14 protein-coding genes and 1 tRNA gene are annotated in these 22,776 nt (G+C 41.6%); 5 read left to right on the top strand and 10 right to left on the bottom strand.

The window, feature by feature from the left end:
• The first annotated feature begins 169 nt into the window (after window positions 1-169).
• On the top strand, window positions 170-2,188 hold the full coding sequence (locus tag ACFX5U_RS15725) for a hypothetical protein (RefSeq protein ID WP_400261359.1): 2,019 nt from the start codon (window positions 170-172) through the stop codon (window positions 2,186-2,188).
• An 8-nt stretch (window positions 2,189-2,196) separates the two neighbouring features.
• On the opposite strand, the gene ACFX5U_RS15720 is transcribed toward ACFX5U_RS15725, so the two are convergent.
• The 4 genes from ACFX5U_RS15720 to ACFX5U_RS15705 form a co-directional block, all read right to left on the bottom strand.
• Complete coding sequence (locus ACFX5U_RS15720; protein ID WP_400261358.1) at window positions 2,197-3,273, bottom strand: WG repeat-containing protein; 1,077 nt, start codon at window positions 3,271-3,273, stop codon at window positions 2,197-2,199.
• A gap of 70 nt (window positions 3,274-3,343) precedes the next feature.
• Window positions 3,344-4,558, bottom strand: a complete 1,215-nt coding sequence (locus ACFX5U_RS15715) for a trans-sulfuration enzyme family protein (protein ID WP_400261357.1) — start codon at window positions 4,556-4,558, stop codon at window positions 3,344-3,346.
• 22 nt (window positions 4,559-4,580) lie between these two features.
• Complete coding sequence (locus ACFX5U_RS15710; protein ID WP_400261356.1) at window positions 4,581-4,949, bottom strand: DUF488 domain-containing protein; 369 nt, start codon at window positions 4,947-4,949, stop codon at window positions 4,581-4,583.
• Window positions 4,950-5,322: 373 nt separating this feature from the next.
• Entirely contained in the window at window positions 5,323-6,537 is a 1,215-nt protein-coding gene (locus ACFX5U_RS15705; protein ID WP_400261355.1) for a DUF763 domain-containing protein, read from the bottom strand.
• 324 nt (window positions 6,538-6,861) lie between these two features.
• Between ACFX5U_RS15705 and ACFX5U_RS15700 the strand changes: the two genes are divergently transcribed.
• On the top strand, window positions 6,862-8,340 hold the full coding sequence (locus tag ACFX5U_RS15700; protein ID WP_400261354.1) for an ATP-binding protein: 1,479 nt from the start codon (window positions 6,862-6,864) through the stop codon (window positions 8,338-8,340).
• Between the two features lie 131 nt (window positions 8,341-8,471).
• Window positions 8,472-8,834, top strand: coding sequence for a response regulator (locus tag ACFX5U_RS15695; protein WP_280566056.1), 363 nt, complete (start codon window positions 8,472-8,474; stop codon window positions 8,832-8,834).
• A 47-nt stretch (window positions 8,835-8,881) separates the two neighbouring features.
• On the opposite strand, the gene ACFX5U_RS15690 is transcribed toward ACFX5U_RS15695, so the two are convergent.
• From ACFX5U_RS15690 to ACFX5U_RS15670, 5 genes are all read right to left on the bottom strand, one after another.
• Window positions 8,882-11,365: a phosphocholine-specific phospholipase C gene (locus ACFX5U_RS15690; protein WP_400261353.1), complete on the bottom strand. Its 2,484-nt coding sequence runs from the start codon at window positions 11,363-11,365 to the stop codon at window positions 8,882-8,884.
• A 131-nt stretch (window positions 11,366-11,496) separates the two neighbouring features.
• On the bottom strand, window positions 11,497-13,026 hold the full coding sequence (locus ACFX5U_RS15685; RefSeq protein WP_400261352.1) for a SusD/RagB family nutrient-binding outer membrane lipoprotein: 1,530 nt from the start codon (window positions 13,024-13,026) through the stop codon (window positions 11,497-11,499).
• Window positions 13,027-13,046: 20 nt separating this feature from the next.
• Complete coding sequence (locus ACFX5U_RS15680; protein WP_400261351.1) at window positions 13,047-16,391, bottom strand: SusC/RagA family TonB-linked outer membrane protein; 3,345 nt, start codon at window positions 16,389-16,391, stop codon at window positions 13,047-13,049.
• 1 nt (window position 16,392) lies between these two features.
• Window positions 16,393-17,349: a FecR family protein gene (locus ACFX5U_RS15675; RefSeq protein ID WP_400261350.1), complete on the bottom strand. Its 957-nt coding sequence runs from the start codon at window positions 17,347-17,349 to the stop codon at window positions 16,393-16,395.
• Window positions 17,350-17,405: 56 nt separating this feature from the next.
• Window positions 17,406-17,960: an RNA polymerase sigma-70 factor gene (locus tag ACFX5U_RS15670; protein WP_038699907.1), complete on the bottom strand. Its 555-nt coding sequence runs from the start codon at window positions 17,958-17,960 to the stop codon at window positions 17,406-17,408.
• A gap of 341 nt (window positions 17,961-18,301) precedes the next feature.
• Here ACFX5U_RS15670 and ACFX5U_RS15665 point away from each other — a divergent pair, with 341 nt between their 5' ends.
• A complete protein-coding gene (locus tag ACFX5U_RS15665; RefSeq protein WP_038699904.1) occupies window positions 18,302-19,096 on the top strand; it encodes an HAEPLYID family protein in 795 nt (264 codons plus the stop codon).
• A 64-nt stretch (window positions 19,097-19,160) separates the two neighbouring features.
• Here ACFX5U_RS15665 and ACFX5U_RS15660 read toward each other — a convergent pair.
• Window positions 19,161-19,233 (bottom strand) — tRNA-Ala (locus tag ACFX5U_RS15660).
• 431 nt (window positions 19,234-19,664) lie between these two features.
• Here ACFX5U_RS15660 and ACFX5U_RS15655 point away from each other — a divergent pair.
• Window positions 19,665-22,775, top strand: coding sequence for a SusC/RagA family TonB-linked outer membrane protein (locus ACFX5U_RS15655; RefSeq protein ID WP_400261349.1), 3,111 nt, complete (start codon window positions 19,665-19,667; stop codon window positions 22,773-22,775).
• Window position 22,776 lies beyond the last annotated feature (1 nt).

Below are 22,776 nucleotides of genomic sequence, written 5' to 3'. Positions count from 1 at the left end.
CCGGAACATCTTTAATTCTTTATTAGATGTCCAAGTATTTTTTAGATAAAGCCATCATTATATTATTTTGCTGTATGGAATACGGTCATTGATGGCTTCATGCGTTAGAAGATACGGAGAAGAAAATCACCAGCTGATATTACCGTTACGCCATTTGAAATTGTGCTACATGAGAGAAAAGTTAAATACCAATCAAGAAGTTAAACGTCTATTTGAAAGATGCCATGCACAATTAGATGAACCCTCGTATATCGAATTGGATTTCTTATCCTTATTGGTAGATGTGTTTCGTCCGAAACGAAAATCACTGTTCTTTCAGGTAGAAATCACTCCGCTATTGGATCATTTAATGGAATACCCCGATGATAAAAGAGTATTTATAGCGTATATGCACCGAATCTTAGGGATGAAAGATTTCGATCAGTTGATTTCCGATGCAGCGATTATCAGCTATGCCGATTTTAGGTATGAGATCAAGAAGCGGTTTACGGAAAAGTACCTACCCTCGCAGCCACCGAAAACAACTTTGCAATATGTTTTAAATCAGGTGTTCTATCATTCAAAAGACGCAGACTGGGTGGACGCCATTCCACAAGAGCAATTACTGGATTTATTTAACATCTGTATGTTCAAGTCGATTTATGAGAGTGAACAAAATTTTGAAATCAAAGAAATCCTCTATGGATTAGAAGTATTGGTGCAACGGATCACGGGAAGAGCCATGGAGACAGATGTCAATAAGATGGTACCGGAGTTCCAGAATTTTGACAGTCCCTTTATTGCGATCATGCGTGAGTTCAGTGAATTGAACGATCGCTTTTTGGCGAACAACTTGCGGTACATGAGCTCCGATGATCTTGCCTACAAACAAATACTCGTTTTGCATAAACAATGTGAGAATTATATTGAAACAGCTTTTTCCAATGCACATCGTTTTGGTATCTCGATCAAAGTCAATCAATCTCTGTTACGTATTCGACATCAATTGGAGCGAATCAAAGAGATTATATCCTTTTTGGTCATTGATGAAGAAGAAGAGCAAGTACCCAAGAGTATTGCCTTTGCACAGACCCTAATCGGTTATAATTGTCGCAAGAGTAATATTCGAAAACTAATCGGACAGAGTACGCAACTGTTGGCGTACGAAATTACCCATCATACTGCGCAGACAGGAGAGCATTATATCACCTCGAGTAAAAAAGAATATTGGCGCATGTTTCGTTCTGCTTGTGGTGGTGGTGTCATTGTAGGTATTATGTGTATCATCAAATTGTTTCTAGGTAAAATAGAAACGAGCGAGTTTGGACATGCCCTGCTATACAGTACAAATTATGCGATTGGTTTTACTGCAATCTACCTGTTTGGAGCGACATTGGCCACCAAACAACCCGCTATGACAGCATCGGCATTGATTGCCGCCATTGAGAACGGTACTTCTGGGCAGGATGTGAATCGACATAAGTATTGGAATTTTGCTATTTTCTTCGCCCGATTATTCCGTTCCCAGTTTATTGCTTTCGTAGGCAATGTCATCATGGCATTCCCGATCAGTCTAGCTTTGATATGGGCTATTCAAGAAGTTTTCCATTTCAATGCTGCATCCGGAAAATGGTTGACATTGGTCAATGACCTCAATCCAACTGAAACGCCGATGGTGCTCCATGCTTGTATTGCTGGTGTCTTTCTTTTTTTATCAGGAATCATTGCGGGTAGTGTTTCCAATCGCGATAAACACAACTCGGTGTATTACCGCATCGAAGAGCAGCCGGTCTTGAAGAAAGTTTTCGGGAAGGAAAAAACAGCAAGAGTAGCCCGGTTCTATGAAAAGAAATGGGCAGGTATCGTTTCCAATGTCTGGTTTGGAGTTTTTATGGGAACAACAGCGTCAGTGGGTATGTTTTTGGGTTTAAATCTCGATATTCGGCACATTACTTTTGCTAGTGGTAATCTCGCATTAGGCTTGTTCGGTCATGATATGGAGCTCAGTACAGACATGTGGATATGGGGGATACTCGGTATAGGGATCATTGGTTTCTTTAATTTTGTCGTTAGCTTTTCATTATCATTGACACTTGCATTCCGTTCCCGAAACCTATCTTTTGGAGAATTGATAAAAATGGCAAAGGCCGTTTGGATCTACTTTAAGATGAATCCAAAATCGTTCTTTTTTCCACCTCAAGATCATTAACGATCGGTTTATTTCAGTTGTGCACTTCTGATGGTGACGCATAGCAACCGATACCCTTGCGCAGTTCTTAAAAACTCCAAATGATCTTGTGTAATGCCCGCAGCACTATCCTGGTTGATGATCAAGGACATGGTTGGGTATTGCCAATCCTTAGATTCACCACAATTGTTATAATAGTCATCAAAATCTGGCGTGTTGAACATAAAGGGGTTGAGACCATCACTGGAAATAAAACCCTGGAATTCCCCTTGTGTTATTTTCTCCAACCTACTTTTGACCAGTTCAAAATTAGCTTCGATAAAGGTTGATCGATCGCTGGTTACCCAATCTTCTACAGCTTGCCAGGTTACCTGTGGGTAGGTCAATTGGTTTAGTTTTTCTTTCGTCAGGTCGGGCAGCAAGGTCGTTCTCAACCAATGGTCAAATTCCTTTTTAAAATCTACAAAGGAATAGTAGCTTCCGTCGGTTCCTTTAAAAGATGCGCGTGTACTGTCCAGAGGAGGAGTTGTCGACTTTTGAAGACTGAAGAAGTTGAGCTGAGGATTGTAGGAAAAGTTCTCGATCAAAATGTTGTTAGCAGTATCCAAAAGCAACTCTTGACCACCTGTCCAAGTGGTAATTTCCCCGTTCCGATTTTTTTTGGCACCTTTCAGCGCCACGATCATACCGTTATGTACCCTTTTCAGCTCGCTGTATTCGGCAGGTATGACGATGTTACCATGGCGATCGAACAATCCTGTAAGGCCTGTCACAGGATCTCTGAACCGGATAAAACCTTCACTTTCACAGTCAGGACCATTATCGAATAGATGCAGACTATCCCTTCCTATCACGCGGCCCGATTTAGTCAGGTAATACGTTGATAAAGGCGTATGCCCCATTTCGGCAACAGCAATAATAGCATCAAAGCGATTGGCAGTGGTATAAGCGCCAAACTTCGGTTCTATCATCACCTTTCCGACAGCATCGCTATATCCGATCAGTGTACTATCTTGATTATAACAGGCATACCAAGTGTCGATTTGTTGTGCCCATACCGGAGAGCAGAATAGTATTGAAATAAGGGTGATCAAGTAATAGCTCATTAGATACAAATTTACACGAAAATGAGGACTATACAATCCCCATTTATCGGTATTTCTATCTTAAATGAAGTTAGCGCAGCGCCTGTTCCAGATCTGCGAGTAGATCATCAATGGATTCAAGTCCGACACTGATGCGGATCAGGCCATCGGTAATCCCTGTTTTGAGTCTGGTTTCTCGCGGTATACCAGCATGCGACATAGATGCCGGATGCGATACAAGGGTGTCGACCGTACCGATGGATACCGCACGTGTGCAGACCTGCAGTTTGTTTACGAAATCGATGGATTTTTGATAGCCACCTTTCAGTTCTATACTCATCACAGATCCAGCATGGCGCATTTGTTTTTTACTGATGGCATGATCAGGATGTGTCGGAAGACCATTATAATGCACCTGCGCTATCGCTGGATGATTGTAGAGAAATTGAGCCACATCCATTGCATTTCGGCAATGCTGTTCCATACGCAATGGCAAGGTTTTGATACCCTGTAAGACCAAAAAAGCATCAAAGGAATTGCTATTTACCCCCAACAGTTTATGTGTTTGATGGACATAGGTCTTCATCGCTTCCAAATCTCTACCTACCAATACGCCACCTATTGCATTGCCATGACCATTCAAGAATTTTGTTGTTGAATGGAAAATAAAATCCACCTGATATTTGAATGGCTGCTGAAGGTAGGGAGTGGCAAAGGTATTATCAACAGATACCAGTTTACCGTACTTTTTAGAAACCGCGGCTATACGTTCGATATCGATGCATTGCATCGTGGGGTTCGCTGGCGACTCAAAATGAACGAGTTTTATTTCCGGTTTATCTTTTAATAACTCCTCGATTTTGTCGGTGTCGGTCATATCCAAAAAATAGGCTTTGATACCAAATTTCGGGAGCATTTTCATGATGAACTCATGGGTGCCACCGTAAAGTGAAGGAGTCGCCAATAGGGCATCGCCCGCACTTAAACAAGATAAAAACAAGGTGGACATGGCAGATTGACCACTAGAAGTCAATAGCGCAGTTGCGTTTAAAGGTGTTCCATCAAGGTTTTTGATATTCCAGGTTTCCAGATCTGCTATCGCTTGTGCAGTAGCATCTGTCGTTGGATTGCCAAACCGAGAGTAGATATACCCAGGATCTTCACCCGAAAACCTTTGCATGCCCTGTTCGGCGCTATCAAAGGTAAAAGTTGAACTGGCATAAATAGGAGCGATATGGGCATGGTGCCCATCCGTATGTTTCTGATGAATGGCGAGTGTGCCAAAATCAATGTTATTCTTGTTCATAAAAGATGAGGCTAGGAATTAATTACTTTCGAGCTGCGTAGCACTTCTTCAAATATTCTTGAAGTACCAGGGCATGTGTATGTTCGGTGTCTTTTGCTGCGTATAATAGGGTAATGGTCGGGTGGTCTTCCCATTTATCTAAAAAGGAAGGAACCTCCTCATTGTGCTTGAGCTCATTTTTGTATTGGATCTTAAATGCATCCCATCGTTCGGGTACGTGTGCATAAGCAAGTCGAATAGGGGTAGAAGGGGCGATGTCTTTTGCCCATTCATCCAAGTGAACCTCCTCTTTGGTGAGACCCCGTGGCCATAGCCTATCCACCAATATCCGATAGCCATCTTGACTTTCGGCCTCTTCGTATACCCGTTTTATTTTTATAGCTGGCTGCATACTATAAATTTAAGAATAAAAGATGAAAAAATCGGCTATTATTAATTAGATTAATATTTTTTAGGTATCAGTGCCAAAGACCCACCGGCCATCTCCGGTTTGCTTACTTCTATCCTTTGTTCGCGGCTATAGATAATAGTTTATTATGGTTAATCCGTAATATGTATACTGATATCCGTAATTGAGGTAGCTTAAAAATCGATATACTTCCGACATTTGTAGTAGTAAAGTGAAAAGGTAGCACTCATCAAGATGTTTACTTTGGCAATTTTAGGTTTAGTTTGCTCCGGAATCTCCCAATTTCGGAGCTTTTTAGGTTTCATTGCAAACTTCTTTAATCGTCAAAGGAGAGTTCCGGATATTCGTAAAGAGATTAAAAGAGCGATAATTGAATACCAGAACTGTCAGCAGTAGGTTTCTCCGCTTTTCCCATAACCGTACGGCCTTGATATTTCCAGGAGTCGCGGCGTTCTTGTTCGATGATCTCTTGTATATCAAACTGTGGAGTGAAATTTGCCTCAGCCTGCAGAACAATCTGGTGCAATTTATTGATTGTCCTTAATTTATCCGCCTGTCCCAATTTAGATTTCTCTATCCCTTTTTGCATGATTGCAATGCTGTCATCGTAAATGGTTATTGGCACCGGGAAAGGATGACCATCTTTGCCACCATGTGCAAATGAAAAACGAGCAGGATCTTTAAAACGAGCTGGTCCACCATGGATTACCTCGCTTACCAATGCCAGCGACTGCATGGTGCGCGGACCTACGCCTTTCAGCAGCAACAGATCTTCGAAGTTATCGGTCTGCAATTCTCGGGTTACATATAGCAAGGCACCGAGGCGCTTCAGATCTACATCAGATCCGCGGATATCGTGTCTTTTAGGCATCACGAGATGTGCAAATTCTTGCATGATCTGAGCCGGGTCGGTTTGTGCAATGGCCAAGATCCCATCTCTATTGGGGGCCGCCGCCCTAGCCGTCAAGTTTAGTATCCGTCCTTGCGATACACCATTGATACCGGTATGGGGTTCGTCGATAAAGGATTTTAAATTTTGCGAATGCCAATGGTAACGTCGAGCAGTACCGTCGTGATCATGCATCCCTTGTTGGACAACCGTCCAGTTACCTTGGTCAGACACAATGAAATTATGGAGATACAGCTGGTATCCATCCTGTATAGCTGTATTATCGACCTTTGCAGTCAGTTTACTTGCACGCACTAGGATGTCGCCGGCAAGACCTGTATGTTCAGCTACGCGAAGCAATTCCGAAGGGGTTTCTCTGGAAAACTTACCTTTGCCACCGCAGATGTATAGCCCTAAGGAGGTAGACTGCGGGTTGATAGCACGCTTTAGTGCTCCCATGACCGAGGTGGTAATACCCGACGAATGCCAGTCCATACCCAATACAGCACCAAAACTTTGGAACCAAAATGGATCGGAAAGCCGACGTAAGACTTCATCTTTGCCATAGTCTGCTAAGATTGCCTCTACGATCGAAAGCCCCAGTGCAGACATGCGCTCATAGAGCCATGCCGGAACTTTTCCATAGTGCAACGGTAAATCAGCAGTTCCCGAACGTTTCATTTTATTACTAAATTTATTAGCGTAAAATTAAGGAATAAAATCTACTTTATGATTCTTAAACTATTTTTAATCAGCTGCATCAATTTCTTGTAGCTCAAAAATAACGTAGAGTAGGCGGGAGCATTGTGCTTTTTAGGGGATTGTCCGGCTATCATCATTTTTTTTAAGATAAGCATTTAGGTATTGGTCGCTCTATACTGCACTTGTTTTATTGCGAAGGAGTAAATCGCCCATATTTCTTGATTAGTAGTTTAACCTGCAAACGACTTTGGATTGATTTTTGAAACGGTACGGGTATTAAGGCACTAATTTTAGAATTTCAATATGATTTTAATTGTTGACGACAAACCAGCGTACATTCTTTTCTTACAGCAACTGTTAGAATCCCACGGTTTCTCTGTTGACACGGCTCAATCAAAGCAAGAAGCATTGAAGAAAGCAATCAGAAATCGGTATGCCTTGATTATTTTGGACTTGGAAATGCTAGATATGGATGGCGTGGAGCTTTTCGAAAAATTACATGATTGTAGTATTACCAAAGATATTCCCATTATATTTTTACTGGCACAAAATCAGGACCGATTGCTTATAGAACAAAAAAGTGTGTCCGGTGGCATCGATTATGTCTTAAAACCAGTCGATACAGAAATATTGATGCTGAAGGTCAAGATTTTTCATCGGATCCATAAACAGACTTTGGCTTTGAAAGCTGTTCAGGAGAATCTACTCGCTGAAATTGATGGACGAAAAAGTGCACAATTGGCGCTTCAGGAAAAAGCAAATCACTTACGTCTTATCCTAGAATCATTGCCTCTTATTGCCTTTACCGTAAATCAAGATGGAAAGATTGATTTTGTCAATAAAAACTGGTTCAAGTTTGCAGCAACGGAGCAAGACTATCCCGCATGTCCTCCTGGAGATCCATCGGTGGAAGAGATCTTAAAAACACATATTTTGGAAGGGCGAGGTGTCGAAATGGAAATTCGCATTCTACCATTAGGATCCGAACTATATCGTTATCATTTATTGCGTATTGTGCCTATCGAAGAACATCACTTGATCACGCATTGGGTGGGCACTTTTACTGATATCGACGATCAAAAGCACATTGAACAAAAGAAAGATGAATTTTTGAGTATTGCATCGCATGAACTGAAAACACCCCTAACGAGTATGCGTGGCTACGTACAGCTGCTCGATCGGTCGTTGCCCTCGGTACAGAATACCACTACACACAAATATATGAACCGTGTGCAGGATCAATTGGATAAACTGAGTTCTTTGGTAGCCGATTTATTGGATATATCAAAAATGGATAATGGTAAATTAAAAATACATTACCATCGTTTTGATCTGGATGCGCTGATCGATTCAGTCATTGAGACCATGCATCAAACGCATGAAAACAGAGCGCTTCACATCGAACGTGTGGGCAACAGGTTGGATAGCTTAGTTTTGGGCGATGAGGTCCGTATCGAGCAGGTATTGATCAATCTGATGAACAATGCCATCAAGTATAGTCCAGATTCGGATCGTATCATTGTACATACTGAAAGCAATAAGCAGGAGGTGAAAGTCAGTATCCAAGACTTTGGAATTGGTGTGCCCACTAAAAATCAAGCACCCATATTCGATAAATTTTACCGCGTAGAGGAGACCTCAGTTCGGTTTCAAGGATTAGGATTGGGGCTGTATATATCAGCCGAGATCATTCGTCAACATAAGGGAACCTATGGCATGGAAAGCCAATTGGGGGTAGGGTCCACGTTTTACTTTACGCTTCCGTTAATTGAAAATAGTTAATTAAAAATAGCATGCATCAATAGTTAGTAGAGGTTCTGCGGCTTGGTAGTAAGTGATATCAAAATGATGGATCTGTCTTTTATGAAAAATGAATAATAACAGTACTGTTTTAAGATTTTAAAAATAAAAGCATGGAAAATAATAAGATTTTAATTTGTGAAGATGATGCCGCCATATTAGATATCGTGTCGATTATTTTAGAGGATTACGGATATGAAGTTTCCATATCCCAGACCTCGCATGATATCATAGAAAAAGTAGAGGCATTCCAACCCAATTTGATATTGATGGACAATTGGATTCCGAATATCGGCGGGAGCGAGGCGACCAAGTTGCTGAAAAAACACCCGGATTACCACAAGATTCCTGTTATCTATATCACGGCCAATAGTGATATCGCCGCGCTTGCAGCAGCAGCTGGAGCAGACGATTTTCTCGCTAAACCATTTAATTTAGAGGATCTTGAGAAAATAGTGGCGAAGTATATCAATTGAAAAAGTCGCCCCAAGATTTAGGACGACTTTTATAACATGCAATTCGGTTATACGCTCAATTGAGGGTCTGTTTTAGTATGTTTGCCGGTTTCCACACGACCAGCAAAATGGCGTTCAAACGGATGATTAACAACTTTAACCGTCAGGTCGTACCAACCAGAATGTTGCTGCGATTCGATTTTCCAAGCTACGGATTTCCCACTAGCGAGATTCGTTTTTTTGCTCCATTTGCTATAGGCATTATCTTTGGCCTCGATGGTAAAAGATTCTTTTCCTTCATTTCTGATTGTTACCAATAAATTTCCGGTCAATTTTCCAGCTTTACCTATTTCGTAAGTCGCCTGCACCTGTAAAGCTTCATCTTTACCTTTAAATCCACGCATAAAGCCATTGGGGCCGTATGCTGTGAGCGCATAGATGCCATCTTTAAAATCAGACAAATCCCAACTGAAGTCCAGTGACTGTCCTGCCAATACCGCAAAAGGCCAGAATTTAACACCATCCTTATGCTGGTCTCCCGTGTAAACATTGAATGGACTACTCAGTGATTTCTCTCCAAACACCTCATTCCCCGCTTTCATATGGAGACTGATCTGTTTGTCATTGTTATTGAGCTCCTCCTTCACATACAATTCATAAGCTAAAGCACTGGACTGTTTTTGACCCGTTTCTTGGATGGCCAATAAGGGCGATTGCTTCCCTACCTTTTTCAGTGCTGCGATATCCGTAGGAGACCATTGATGATAATTATTGGGTAAAGGCAGCGTTTTTGCTTTATCGATGGCCAATATATAGGCATTTCGATCTAAGAAAGGTAATGGTTTGGTAGCGGCTGATTCTGCGGGACGAAATACAGAAGTTAAATCCCCCGTGATGGCTCTTCTCCACGAGCTGATATTATCTTCATGGATGTTCTTACCATATTTTTTATTCAAGAACTGTTCTAAAAATTGAATGGTGGACGTGATATCAAACACTTCCGAGTTTACCCAGCCACCTTTGGACCAAGGAGAAGCAACGACCAACGGCACGCGGTAACCCAATCCAACAGGACCTTCCGTGGCGCTGTCTTTATCTTCTCCAGCATCAAATTCCTGCTGTAGACTGACATACTCGCCAGAGATATCCAATCCTGGCGACACCTTACCCGATCTCGGGTCAGCAGGGTTGGGGGCCACAAAGGGAGGGACATGATCAAAATAACCATCATTTTCATCGTAATTCAAGATGAAGATCGTTTTCCTCCACAAATCTGGGTTTTCCGTTAAGATATTTAAGATTTCAGAAGTATACCATGCACCATACATCGGAGCACTGGGGTGATCCGAAAAATATTCTGGAGCCACCAACCACGATACCGTAGGAAGTTGTCCAGATTTGACATCTTTTCTAAATTGATGCAGCACATCGCCTTTCGGCACGCGAATCTCTGTTCCCTGCTCTTCAGCAGAAACTGCCTCCCTGTAATCTGGGTCATCTTCATTGGTCTGGAAAGCCCTACGGAACAGAGCCTGCTCGGCTTTCGGTAGTTTTTCAAAAGCTTCAGGAGTAAACGTTTGGAGCTTATTTTCAAAACTGGCCAATTGCTCCTTCTTTTGCTTGAGCGTATTTTTCTCCTTTTGCACACTTTCAACCTGTCCGGCTTGCAAGCGTTTCTCTATTGTTTTGATCTCATCAGGAAGTTCAGCAACACGTTTTTTTAAGAAGGCCAAGTGACTATCCTTAAACTCTACGTGATATTGCGCAAACCACTCGAGGTTATTGTCGGTATAATTACTGAGCAGGCCGCTATCGCTTAGATCCGACTGTATGCTGACCTCATTTTGGTATACTTTCCAAGACACTCCAGCTTCTTCTAACTTCTCTGGAAAAGTTTTCCAATTCGCCCATCTGTTGAAGTAGATATCCGAGTTGCGGACCAATGGTTTTTCACCTTTACCCGGTACGCAGGTACCCGTCCAGAAAAAGTGACGGTTGGTTGTAGTTCCTGTAATCGAAGAACAAAAGTTTTGGTCGCATATGGTAAAAGCATCAGCAAAAGCGTAGTAAAACGGATTGTCTTCACGTGTATGAAAGCCCATGGTCAATGGGATATCTTGATAAGCTTTATAGCCAGAGCGTTTTGCTTCGATCCAGTTATCGTGTTTACCTTCATTTCGAGCCGCGGATTGATTTTCCCAAGAGTGTGGGAGGTAGCTTGTCCAAGCTGCTTTTGATCTTTTTATATCCAGACGAAAAGGAGAGAATGTTTTTCCATCCTTCCCCGACTGTAACCATACCGGATTTCCATTGGGCAATTGTATGGCTCTAGGGTCTCTAAATCCACGTACACCAGCCAGAGTTCCAAAGCTATGGTCAAAAGAACGATTCTCCTGCATCAGCATGACCACATGCTCCGCATCCAGGAAACTCGATCCTGCTAACGGTTCGATGGCCATTGCCTTTTGTATGGCATCCGGCAGTCCCCATTCCAGACCCATAGCTCCAGCTAAAAGGGAAGCCTTCTTTAAAAAATCTCTTCTATTATCCATTTGGTATGATATTGTCGTGTTAGATTGAAAATTTAAATTTAGAAAGAATTTGAATGCATTAGTGTAACGATTAGGTTTCAAAAAAAACTGCGGAAGATTTTAAAGTCTTCCACAGCTATTTTGTTCATCCTTTATTTTAAGATCCAGATCAGGTTATTGATATCGTCAACACCGTTAAACTGTCTTTTTAAAGCTTCGTCTAGGTTAGCACTATTCTGTTGGAACTCCCCACTAGGGTAGCGCCAGCGAACCGGTATTTTATCCGGAGCATCAGCATTTAAGCTAGAAGCTGGATTTATTTTCCATTTTGGATAGCCTGTACGTCTGTAATCGTAATAAGGCGTTACTCTCGCTTGCAAGAAACTCGCTAAGTATTTCTGCGTGATGATGGCCTCCACTTGTGCCTCTAGGTTCGTTGGGAATGCAGCTGCATAGTTTGCAGTAGCAGTCTCGATATATGTCGCATCCATGGGCATATCATGTGTAAATTGTGTGGTAGCAGGGGTATTGCTCGCTATAAAACTCATCGAAGCTTCGATACCCTTTTTATACCAATCTACAGCCGATTCTTTCACCCAGCCGCGTGCCGATGCTTCAGCAATTACAAAACAAAGATGAGCATAACCATACTGTTGTGTCGGTTCGCCAGTTGCCAATTCGGTATAACGATCGTTTAATTTTGAAAAATCTTTGGATTTTGTGATAGCACTCAATTGATCAAAAGCTAAAGAAGGAGATACTCCCGTGTATGCCGCAAAATCTTGTTCCGTAAGACCCTGTGCTAGTTTTGCTTCAGAAGGATTGGCGTAGAAAAACAACCTTCTGTCTTTACGTTCTTGCAGTGGTTTGATGATTTCATCGGACATCATCGGGTACAGGATATAGTTGTTACCTACCTTGTAAAAAGGATAGGTCTGACCGCTTTTATCCGAGCGTACCAATTGGAAGTTATCCGCATTGGAAGTGAAGATGGGTTTATTAGCCACAATATGGGCAAAGCGCTCCTTTATTTTCAGATCCGTATCATTCGCTTTTTTACTCAATTGGATCAACACATTCAGTTGAAAACTGTTCACGAGTTTACGCCATTTGTTTACATCGCCCGCAAACATCGGGTCACCATCAAACTTGCTGCCCGCCGTAAACAATTCATCCGCAAGATCCAGTTCCTGTAAGATACCTAAGAAAACCTCCTTTTGGGTATCGTATTTTGGGAAATATATTTTATCCGATTCACCTTGAAGAGCATCATGGTAGGGGATATCGCCAACACTCATGGTCAGATCGTAGAACTTGATGGCACGCGCAAAATGCATCAAACCATCGTACGATTTTTTAAGCGTTTCGTTGGTGGCAAATTTACCCATAAAATGCGCATCATTGATGGAAGTTAAGCTCATATCCATCGTGCCGAAACCATTGTATTGATAACCTTCGACCAGTTCTGTCCACGCAAATTGTTTGGTTAGCAGGTAGGGTTGTATAAAACCCTTTTGACTCGATTGGCTCCCTAAGTTTAGGATTATACGGGTAGCCAACATGGAAGATTTTACTTTCTCTGGCGTTTCAGGATTCGTATTTATTTCGTCAAATTTAGAGCAACTGGAAAGACCAACTAGTGCTAATGCAGCCATTGTTACCCATGTCTTTTTTATTTTCATGATTGAATAATTGTTAAGCATTAAAAAGTCAGATTAATATTGAAACCAATGTATCGCAAAGAAGGCGAACTCAAATCTTCCGAACCGACATCAGGATCTGAGAATTTGTATTCTTTAGACCACAGGAATAAGTTTTGTCCGGTAATTCCGATACTTGCTTTCTTCGCTTTCATTTTTGAAGCAAAAGCGTTCGGTACGTTGTAGTTCAATGACAGTTCACGCAATTTGATGAAAGTTTCGTCCCAATAATTCTGACGCCCTGAGTAGGCCGACTTCCAATATCCTTCGTAAGACACCACATTATCATTCGGCGCGAATACCCGTGTATCATCAGTCGCATTTCCATATTTATCGTAATTAACAGAGCCCGACACCACCTTTACACCAGGAGCAATAAACGTTTTGTTACCATTTACCACCTCTTCATAACGGTAGGCATTGTCCGAATCTGGGTGCGCTCCAGTTTGCCATAGTCTCGCATTTGTGGCCGAGTAAGACATCCCTTTGATACGACCATCAATACTTAGCGAAAGGTTGAAATCTTTATAACGGAATTGATTGGTCAAACCCCAGAACCATTTAGGAGCGGAATAGCCAATGACTTGGTCTGCGTATTTAGCAGAAATAGGCATGCCAGAAGCATTATGAACGATCTCTCCCGTTGGCGATCTTTCCCAATCTGATGTTGCTATATAATCGTAGCGCAGTCCTTTTTTCACATAAAGCGCATCCTTTGAATATTCAGGATCCAGCTTATGGTAGTAATTCATGTTTTGCGATAGGTTACCGATGATATCCCATTTAAAATCACTTCTTCTGATTGGTGTACCGCCTATGGTGATCTCATGACCCTTGGTCATGATCTCTTCTTTGGTATTGATCAGTCGATATGTAAAACCTGTCATATTGGAGATCGGGGCATCGATAACGCGACTATTTTGCAAACGGTAGTAGCGGGTATAATTACCATAGACCCGATTATTCAAGACCGCAAAGTCAAATCCAAACTCATAAGAGGTGTTTTGTGTCGGTGCAATCGAAAAGTCCTTGATCTTATTCGGGTAGGAAGCGGTCGGATAACCATCCCAAACGTTGTTGCTGATCGAGAATGCTTGTCTTATTTCATAAGGATTAGGTGTTTTTTTAGAAATAACCCAAGCCCCTCTGACTTTAAATTGATTTAACCACGAAAGTTTGAAGTCGAACAGGTCTGTCAAAGTAGCACTTGCAGAAACAGAAGGATAGAAGTATGATCTGTTTTCTTCAGGCAAAGTCGACGACCAATCATTACGGCCTGTTGCTTCCACAAAAATAGCATTTCTCCAAGACAGTGCCAGACGACTGTAGATGGAGTTGGTCATGAGCTCCGATTGCGATTGCACCGTGCTGACCGGGTCAATAGAGTTGCGTAGCGAGTAGTAACCCGGTATGGACAAGCCATTTACGGTAGTCGAATTGCTGTTTTTATCTAATTTATAGAAAACAGATCCACCGACCATACCATCAAATCCAAAATCGCCCCATGTTTTATTCGCTGTAAAGAGGATGTCTGAATTGGAACTGAATCCATTATATTGGGCATTTTGATACTTTCCTTTGTTGTGGAAACCACCATAATCCTTAAATCCGCCACGCGTACCGTAGATACCCATTGGATTCTGTTGCGTTCTTTCCGTGCCATAATAGTCATATCCCGAGCGTACGATCACCTTTCCCCAGTCTGTCACTTTATAATTCAAGGTCACAGCAGCATTGATCTTGTTGATCAACTCTGGGTTTATTTTTTCGTAGGCTGTTAAGTATGGATTATCGTACCAACCTTTATACATCCAGTTTTGCGATTGATCTTTCACCAACCAGTAATCCTGATAGTCACGTAAGTCATATTCGGCTCCCGTCCATACCAAGATATTGTAGATATACCCTTGGTTGTTATAGCCCGACCCAAAATTACTCGATGAAGAATTGCGGTTATAGCCTAAATTCGTTTCCAGATCCACTTTATTGCTCAATTTGGTCGTCCCCGTAACCGAAATATTTGTCAGGTTCAGTTGTTGATTCGGGTATTGCCCTTTATTGTAAATGTGGTTGATCGAAGTACGGATGCTACCATGCTCACCTTGATTGGTAAAACTCAGGGAGTTGTTGGATACGAATGAAGGGACCAAGAAATTGCTGAAATTATTTTTCCCACGCGAGGTAAGCGGTTGGTCCTCCATTTGTTTGGTTTTCGGGTTCCATTGCGAGTAGATTTTACCGATATCCATTTTATCACCCCATACGTAGTCATTATTGTTGAATACACCACCTTCACCTGATGAATACGATGTTTGTACCTCAGGTAATTTCAAGAACCCCGAGAAGAACATATTATTGGTGTTGACATTTATTTCAGCACCTTGTTCTTTTAGACCTTTTTTTGTAGTCACCATGATCGCACCACCAGAGCCTCTTTCGCCATACAATGCCGCAGCGGCAGCACCTTTAAGGATATTCATATCTGCGATGTTATCTGTTGGGATATCGCGTAAGGTCATGTTTTGGTACAGTACCCCATCGATCACTAAGATTGGATTCAGACCGCGTACTTCGATGGAAGGCGACGAATTGAATTCTGTACTGTTTAACACGCGAACACCCGAAATACGACCGGTTAAGGTAGTCCCGATGTCTACACCTTTTACTTTAGATAACTCTTCGCCACCGATGTTCTGAGTCGCATAACCCAATGATTTTTTATCCCTTTTTATACCGAGTGCTGTAACCACAACTTCTTGTAATTCGGAAGCACTTTTTTGTAATCTTACTAGCGCGATTTGCGAAACCGGAACCTCTACGGTACTGTAACCGATATAGGAAATCTGCGCAGTTTCATTAGCAGCTACATTTTTTAATACAAATGTACCGGTGTTATCGGTACTTGTCGCAGCAGTAGATCCTATGATACGGATGGTTACACCGGCTAATGGCAATCCTGTTTCTTGATCTAATATTTTTCCTTTTATTTCAGATTGTGCTTGCTGAAGGGCAACCGTTGTTATGTGCTGTTTAGCTGTAGCGGTTTTGGTGATCACGTATAGCTTATCGTCAATTTTGTTAGCCGATAACTCCCCGTTAGAAATTGACTGGATAAAACTAGCGATATTGCTTTTGTTGACTTGCTTTAAGTCCGAATTTTCACGTACCTGCTGATTGGAAATCGAAGCATCGTAGCCAAACTTGACGTTGAGTTTCTTTTCCATTTTGGTAATGACCGATCCGATGCCTTCCTCCTGCAGCGATTCGTTTGCCATTACCTGTAGGGCAAGTGCTTGAAGGAGGATTCCTCCTCCAATAATTTTAAAATAGTAATTGGTTAGTTTCATATTACTGATGTTTATAGATAATTGTGGTATTAAAGGCTTTATTTAAGATATCAAGAGATTTATCGAGGTCATTTGCAGGTAGGTATCCCGTGAAAATCTCTTGTTCGAACTTTTCATTCAGACGTAGGCGCTGTTCAGGATGTAGGTTATTTAGGTCTTTAAAAATCTGCTGCAGGGGTTCGCGTTCAAAGGATAATAGGTTGTTTACCCAATTGTTGCTTTGCACGGTATCTGTTTTCACCACATGGAAAGTCTGTTTACCTTTATCAAATGCCGCCCTTTGGCCAGGAAGCACAATAGCATGTTGTTTGCCATGGTTAACCAATACTTTTCCATGGTTTAGCACCAATAGATTCTTGTGTGGCGTATTGATCAGGTTGAAGGCTGTACCCAGTACTCTGACATCAAAACCACCAGATTTTACGACAACAAAAGCTTTTTCAGGTTGCTTGCTGACCTCAAAGAAAGCTTCACCCAGCAATTGAACCCGTCTCACGGTATCGGTAGCAAAATCGGATAGTACCCATAGTTTGGCCCCTTGTCGCAAGGAAACGGTACTGCCATCGTTCAGTTTGATCTGCTTGACAAATTTGGTTTCGTTTACATAGGCGATAGCAGTAGCTGTTTGGACCTGGGCAATCTCTTTATTTTTAAGGTGGAATAAAAAAGAAAGACCCGTGATCATCAGTGCTGCTGCAGCTCCCATAACCGCTTTTCTTTTCCAGAATGGTCTTATTGATGGCGATAGATGCTCACCCGTGATCTCCATGAAGATTTCGGCAGATCGATCTGCACCCAAGGTTACGGTATCTTTATGGGTCATTATAACCTCCTCCAGTGTGGGCAGATCGCTCTCCTCACAGTCTTGCAGGATCGTCAATATCAGTTCACGTTCTCTTTCAGAAATTTCGGTGGATAAAAATCTTTTATATAGTAATGCTAATTCTTCTTGGCTCATCTTTTCGTCTCGTTATCTATATATACGGATGAGCAAGGGGATAAGACGATGGTGACTTAAAATATTTTTAAAAAAATAAATAAGGCTATGGAGACTTTGATATGTGCAAGGATATGTTGCCTGACTGATTTGTTGGCTTTTACCAGTTGATCACGGACCGTATTGATGGATATTCCTAACTGATCCGCTATCTCTTGATTATTTAGGAAAGCCTCTTTACTGAGTAGGAAAACTTCCAATCGCGCTTTAGGCAACTTACTGATGGCTTCCTTGTATATTTTCTCCAGATCTTTATAGGCGATAGATTCTTCGTTAGAGTTGTCGATATCTTTAGCCCCATCTTTGTCCGCTAGACTATAGTCCAGGCGCACTTTTATTTTACGGAGTTCGTCAAATACAAGGTTGCGTGATACCGTGTAAAGGTAAGCCCGTACATTTTGTTCCGCATCCAGACAGTCCCATTTATTCCATATTTTAGAAAATACTTCTTGTACCAGGTCGGCCGCCATTTCCTCATCTTTAAAATGTAAAAAGGCATATTTATAAACTTTGTCTTTATAAGATAAATAGAACTGTTTAAAATCTAGGCGCTCATTATTAACGGTTGACATTCCTGTATCCTCTTACTCTTTTGGGTGTGATTAACAGTTGCAAGTTTAATGACAATTTTAGAAAAGAAAAAATGATCATGGATCTTTAGAATTATTTAAAGTACATTTTAATCGACCTTATACGAGTTACTTAGGTCAGAGATGACGTTAGGGTTAAAGCTATATTAAATTAATGTGATTTATTTTTACTTTGAAAATGCCTATTGCTGCGTTTTGGCCTTGATTGCTAGCTGTGTTCGTTGTCTATTTCTTGAACTCCACTAATCGTATGGAGTATTGGCATGATTGTTCCTAATTCTTTCCTAAATGTGCCTATAGTTTTGTATCAAATATTAAAGATCATGAAATTATTATATACCATTCTTTTTTCCTTCACCCTTTGTACTTATGCTTATGCACAAGAAAGCGAACCGAATCTACCCGCTAAGGTGAAGCATGCAGAACCCCTTTATTTGGATTTGATGCGTGATCTGGGTGCTCGAAAAGGAGAAGCCGAATTTAATGTCGGTTATGGGCGTGGCCGTTATAAAAATAGAAGTGAACATACTTCCTTCATTGAATATGAATGGGCTGCTGCCAACCGTTTGGGATTAGAGATCGAAATTCCGGTCCTTTTTGCAAAGGACAACTTCCAGCACCATACCAATCGTGTAGAAGGTATCAAATTGGGAACCCAGTATACTTTTTTGGTAGATGAAAAGCATCAGACCTCATTAGCTATCGGTTATCTCCATGAAATGGAATTTGGAAAATCTGCTCCAGACGTTAGAAATACCCCACTTTTTGGAGGATTTATCTCCTCACCATTCTTTATTGCCGCAAAACGTTTTAATCAGATCAGTACGTTGATCTATACTGGACCAGAATTTGAATACAACTTCAAAGAACGGGATATGAATACCAATTTTGCACTCAATGCCAGTGTGCATTATATGGTGCCCAATTCGAGTAATTATCTGGGTATAGAGAATGATATACGGTATGCTGAAGGAAGTTGGGAGTACATCATGCGCCCACAGGTGAAGTTGTCGTTAGCGCATAATTTCGCTGTAGGTCTTGTTTGCGGCTTGCCTATCAAATCGGAAGAATTTCAAATGGACTTTTTAACCCGGTTGATCTGGGAACCGAATTTTTAGGTTATATAATCCAGGATATCCATAAAAAAAGGCTCATACATAATTTATGTATGAGCCTTTTTTGTGGAGCATATCGGAATCGAACCGATCACCTCTTCACTGCCAGCGAAGCGCTCTACCAAATGAGCTAATACCCCAAAACATCCTAAGACAGGGGCAAGATAGTATTTTTTAATGATATTCAAAAAAACTGCGTATTTAATTTTAAAAAAACTTAAAAACAAGGCCCATCCTTTGTAAACATGGATTTCTTAAGGCGCTCCACTTGCTTATTTTATGCCCAAATCAGCTTATAGCCCGCCAAAATGGAAAGTCCATTGTTGCATCGGTATCACCTACGATTTTGTTTGTGAGTAAACTAAATTAAATCGATTGATAATCAATGGTTTGAAATCATTTTAAACTTTTTAATTCAAAAGACTACCAATTCTATATAATAAATATTACTTTTGCATCAAAATAAAGACTACTGGTTTGATAGATTATAAGGGTTTTTATCAAATAACATCACCTAATTTTGTGCTATAGGCTCAATAAGTACAGTATTTAAAATTTAAAACAGTATTAAATGCAGTTAACGAACAAATATTTTCCATTATTAGCGACGGTCCTCACCGTTTCTAGCATGAGCCACCTTCATGCGCAGCAGCGTAATGTTCAAGGTAGGGTTACGGATGCAGTAACCGGCAAACCACTCGCAGCAGTAAGTGTTCAAGTATCCGGACAAAGTAGCGGCACGACCACCAATCAAAACGGTGAATTCACGCTTCAGAGCCCAACTTCCACTGATGCCCTTATCGAATTCTCTTATATCGGTTACGAAACCCAACGTGTGAAAGCAGATGGAGCAAACCTATCGATCGCCTTACAAGTAACCAGTCAAAACCTTGATGAGGTTGTGGTCGTTGCTTACGGTACATCGAAGCGTTCCAATATCACGGGATCCGTGAGCACCATCAGTTCAAAAGCAATTGAAAATAGACAAGTGTCCAGTATTTCCAAGGCACTGGAAGGTCAGATTCCCGGATTACAATCTGTTGCATCTTCAGGCCAACCTGGTACCGATGCGGCGATCAGGATCAGAGGTATCGGTTCTATCAATGCATCGAGCGCCCCTTTATTTGTAGTCGATGGCAATCCATTTGCCGGAGATATCAACTCCATCAACCCCAATGATATCCAATCCATCTCCGTATTGAAAGATGCCGCTTCAAGTGCACTTTACGGATCAAGAGGAGCAAACGGGGTGATCATCATCACTACAAAAAGCGGACGTTCTTCCGAAAATACGGCTATCAACCTTAATTTTACACAAGGCTATTCAGGCAGAGCGGTCCGCGATTACGACCAAGTATCTACCGATGATTATTTCCAAATGTATTGGGAAGCCTTACGCAATAAGAATCTAACAAACGGACTTACAGCAGCACAAGCAGCGACCAATGCCACCAATAGCGTCATTACAGATCTGAACAAGAATCCTTATGGTTCGGCATTTCCACAACCGGTTGGATTGGATGGTAAATTGGTACCCGGAGCCAAAACGTTATGGAACGACCCTTGGTCAGATGTCCTACAACGTACGGGCGTCCGCACACAGGGCGACCTGAGTTTCAGTGGCGGCGGCACCAACAATACGTATTATATATCAGGAGGATACCTCAATGATCAAGGTATCGCCATTGAATCGGGATTCAAACGTTACAATGTACGTGCAAATATCGATGGTAAGATGAAATCTTGGTTAAATGCAGGAGTCAATATCGCAGGAAGCAGTACCCAACAAAAATATCCACAATCTGAAGATAGCAATACAGCGAATATCATCAACTTTACCCGCTTGGTGCCTTCATTCTATCCTTACTATGAGCGCGCGGATGATGGTTCATTTGTGTTGGATGCACAAGGCAATAAAGTCTACGATTTCGGACGTTATCGCCCAAGTGGTGCGACACCAAAGAGCAATCTTGCCGCTTCACTACCTTTAGATAAAAACGATATCCAAAGAGAGAATCTCTCGATAAGAGCTTATTTAGAAGCTGTTATTTCAGACAACTTCAAATTTCGCTCTACCTATAGTTTGGATTACCTCAACAGCAATACCCACGACTATCAAAATCCAACCATAGGAGACGCTGTCGAGTCCAAAGGATATGTCTACAAGTCCAATGTGAGAACAGTAGGGCAGACTTGGAACAATATCTTGACTTTTGACAAGCAATTTGATCTGCATCATGTCAATATTTTGGCTGGTCAGGAATATTATGCTTTCAACAGTGCCAATATGAATGGTAGCAGACAAGGATTTGTATTACCTGGATTTTACGAGCCTGTTGCAGCATCCCAATTGAATAATTTCACAGGATCCAGTGTCGATTACCGACTATTGAGTTTTCTAGGCCGTGCCGAATATAACTACGACAATCGTTATTATTTCTCCACCTCCTTACGTACCGATGGATCATCACGTTTTGCTCCAGAGACCCGTTGGGGAACATTCTGGTCAGTAGGTGGTTCATGGAAGATCGCACAAGAAAACTTCTTGAAAGATGTTTCTAAGCTCAATCAGTTGACTTTGCGTGCCAGTTACGGTGGTCAGGGTAATGACAATCTAGGTACCTATTATGCTTATCAAGGTCTTTATACCATTGCCAATAGTTTAGGCGAAGGCGGTACTGTAACCAGTCGTTTGCCAACACCAGATCTGAAATGGGAAACCAACCTCAATTTTAATGTCGGTTTAGATGTTGCTGCTTTTCAAAATCGCGTATCCATGACCGTAGAATATTTCAATAGACAGAGTAAAGATTTATTATTTACCATGCCTATGCCACTTTCTACAGGTTTCACAGGTTACGATGCTAATATTGGATCGGTCCAAAACCGTGGCGTTGATATCGATATCCACACGATTCCGGTGTTGACCGAAAACTTCAGATGGAATCTAGATGTCAATCTTTCGCATTATAAAAACAAGGTGACAGCACTTCCAGACGATAATAAATCCATTGTCAACGGTACACGTATCTTGCGCGTAGGCGGTAGTATAGACGATTTTTATATGCGCGAATGGGCAGGCGTCAATCCTGAAAACGGATTGCCACAATGGTATTTAGCGGATGAACAAGGTAATAAGACCGATCAAAAAACTTCCGAGTACGGTAAAGCAGGCAATTTTGTTGTCGGCAGCTCTTTACCCGATATCATTGGTTCGGTACAAAATAGTTTCACTTACAAGAACTTCGATCTAGCAGCCATGGTCAGTTTCAGTTTAGGCGGAAAAATATTGGACAACGATTACGTGCAATTGATGCATACCGGTAATAATCCCGGAAGAGCATGGAGTGCCGAAATGTTGAACCATTGGACACCAGAAAACACGGTAACCGATGTTCCAAAATTAACGACCGACAATTTGAGCTGGACTTCAGCTTCCACTCGCTTTTTGTACGATGCTACCTATGCCCGTTTGAAAAACGTAAGTTTAGGCTACAGCATCCCTACCGAAGTGACCAAAAGAGCAGGTATCAGTAAATTGCGCGTCTTTGCTACAGCAGAAAATCTGTTCACGCTTTACGGACACCAAGGTATGGATCCAGAGCAAACGATCAATGGAGCTACTTATTTCCGTTACCCAGCTATGCGTACCATTTCTGGCGGAGTACAAGTTATTTTTTAGT

It is taken from the genome of Sphingobacterium sp. SG20118 (assembly GCF_044740685.1).
GTDB lineage: Bacteria > Bacteroidota > Bacteroidia > Sphingobacteriales > Sphingobacteriaceae > Sphingobacterium.
This window is presented reverse-complemented; position numbering and strand designations above follow the sequence as displayed.

Bases quoted from the DNA above. Each gene is read 5' to 3' on its own strand.
- ACFX5U_RS15685 (WP_400261352.1), bottom strand. From the start codon at position 13,026: ATGAAAATAAAAAAGACATGGGTAACAATGGCTGCATTAGCACTAGTT.
- ACFX5U_RS15655 (WP_400261349.1), top strand. From the start codon at position 19,665: ATGCAGTTAACGAACAAATATTTTCCATTATTAGCGACGGTCCTCACC.
- ACFX5U_RS15715 (WP_400261357.1), bottom strand. From the start codon at position 4,558: ATGAACAAGAATAACATTGATTTTGGCACACTCGCCATTCATCAGAAA.
- ACFX5U_RS15720 (WP_400261358.1), bottom strand. From the start codon at position 3,273: ATGAGCTATTACTTGATCACCCTTATTTCAATACTATTCTGCTCTCCG.
- ACFX5U_RS15680 (WP_400261351.1), bottom strand. From the start codon at position 16,391: ATGAAACTAACCAATTACTATTTTAAAATTATTGGAGGAGGAATCCTC.
- ACFX5U_RS15710 (WP_400261356.1), bottom strand. From the start codon at position 4,949: ATGCAGCCAGCTATAAAAATAAAACGGGTATACGAAGAGGCCGAAAGT.
- ACFX5U_RS15725 (WP_400261359.1), top strand. From the start codon at position 170: ATGAGAGAAAAGTTAAATACCAATCAAGAAGTTAAACGTCTATTTGAA.
- ACFX5U_RS15695 (WP_280566056.1), top strand. From the start codon at position 8,472: ATGGAAAATAATAAGATTTTAATTTGTGAAGATGATGCCGCCATATTA.
- ACFX5U_RS15670 (WP_038699907.1), bottom strand. From the start codon at position 17,960: ATGTCAACCGTTAATAATGAGCGCCTAGATTTTAAACAGTTCTATTTA.
- ACFX5U_RS15665 (WP_038699904.1), top strand. From the start codon at position 18,302: ATGAAATTATTATATACCATTCTTTTTTCCTTCACCCTTTGTACTTAT.
- ACFX5U_RS15705 (WP_400261355.1), bottom strand. From the start codon at position 6,537: ATGAAACGTTCGGGAACTGCTGATTTACCGTTGCACTATGGAAAAGTT.
- ACFX5U_RS15675 (WP_400261350.1), bottom strand. From the start codon at position 17,349: ATGAGCCAAGAAGAATTAGCATTACTATATAAAAGATTTTTATCCACC.
- ACFX5U_RS15690 (WP_400261353.1), bottom strand. From the start codon at position 11,365: ATGGATAATAGAAGAGATTTTTTAAAGAAGGCTTCCCTTTTAGCTGGA.
- ACFX5U_RS15700 (WP_400261354.1), top strand. From the start codon at position 6,862: ATGATTTTAATTGTTGACGACAAACCAGCGTACATTCTTTTCTTACAG.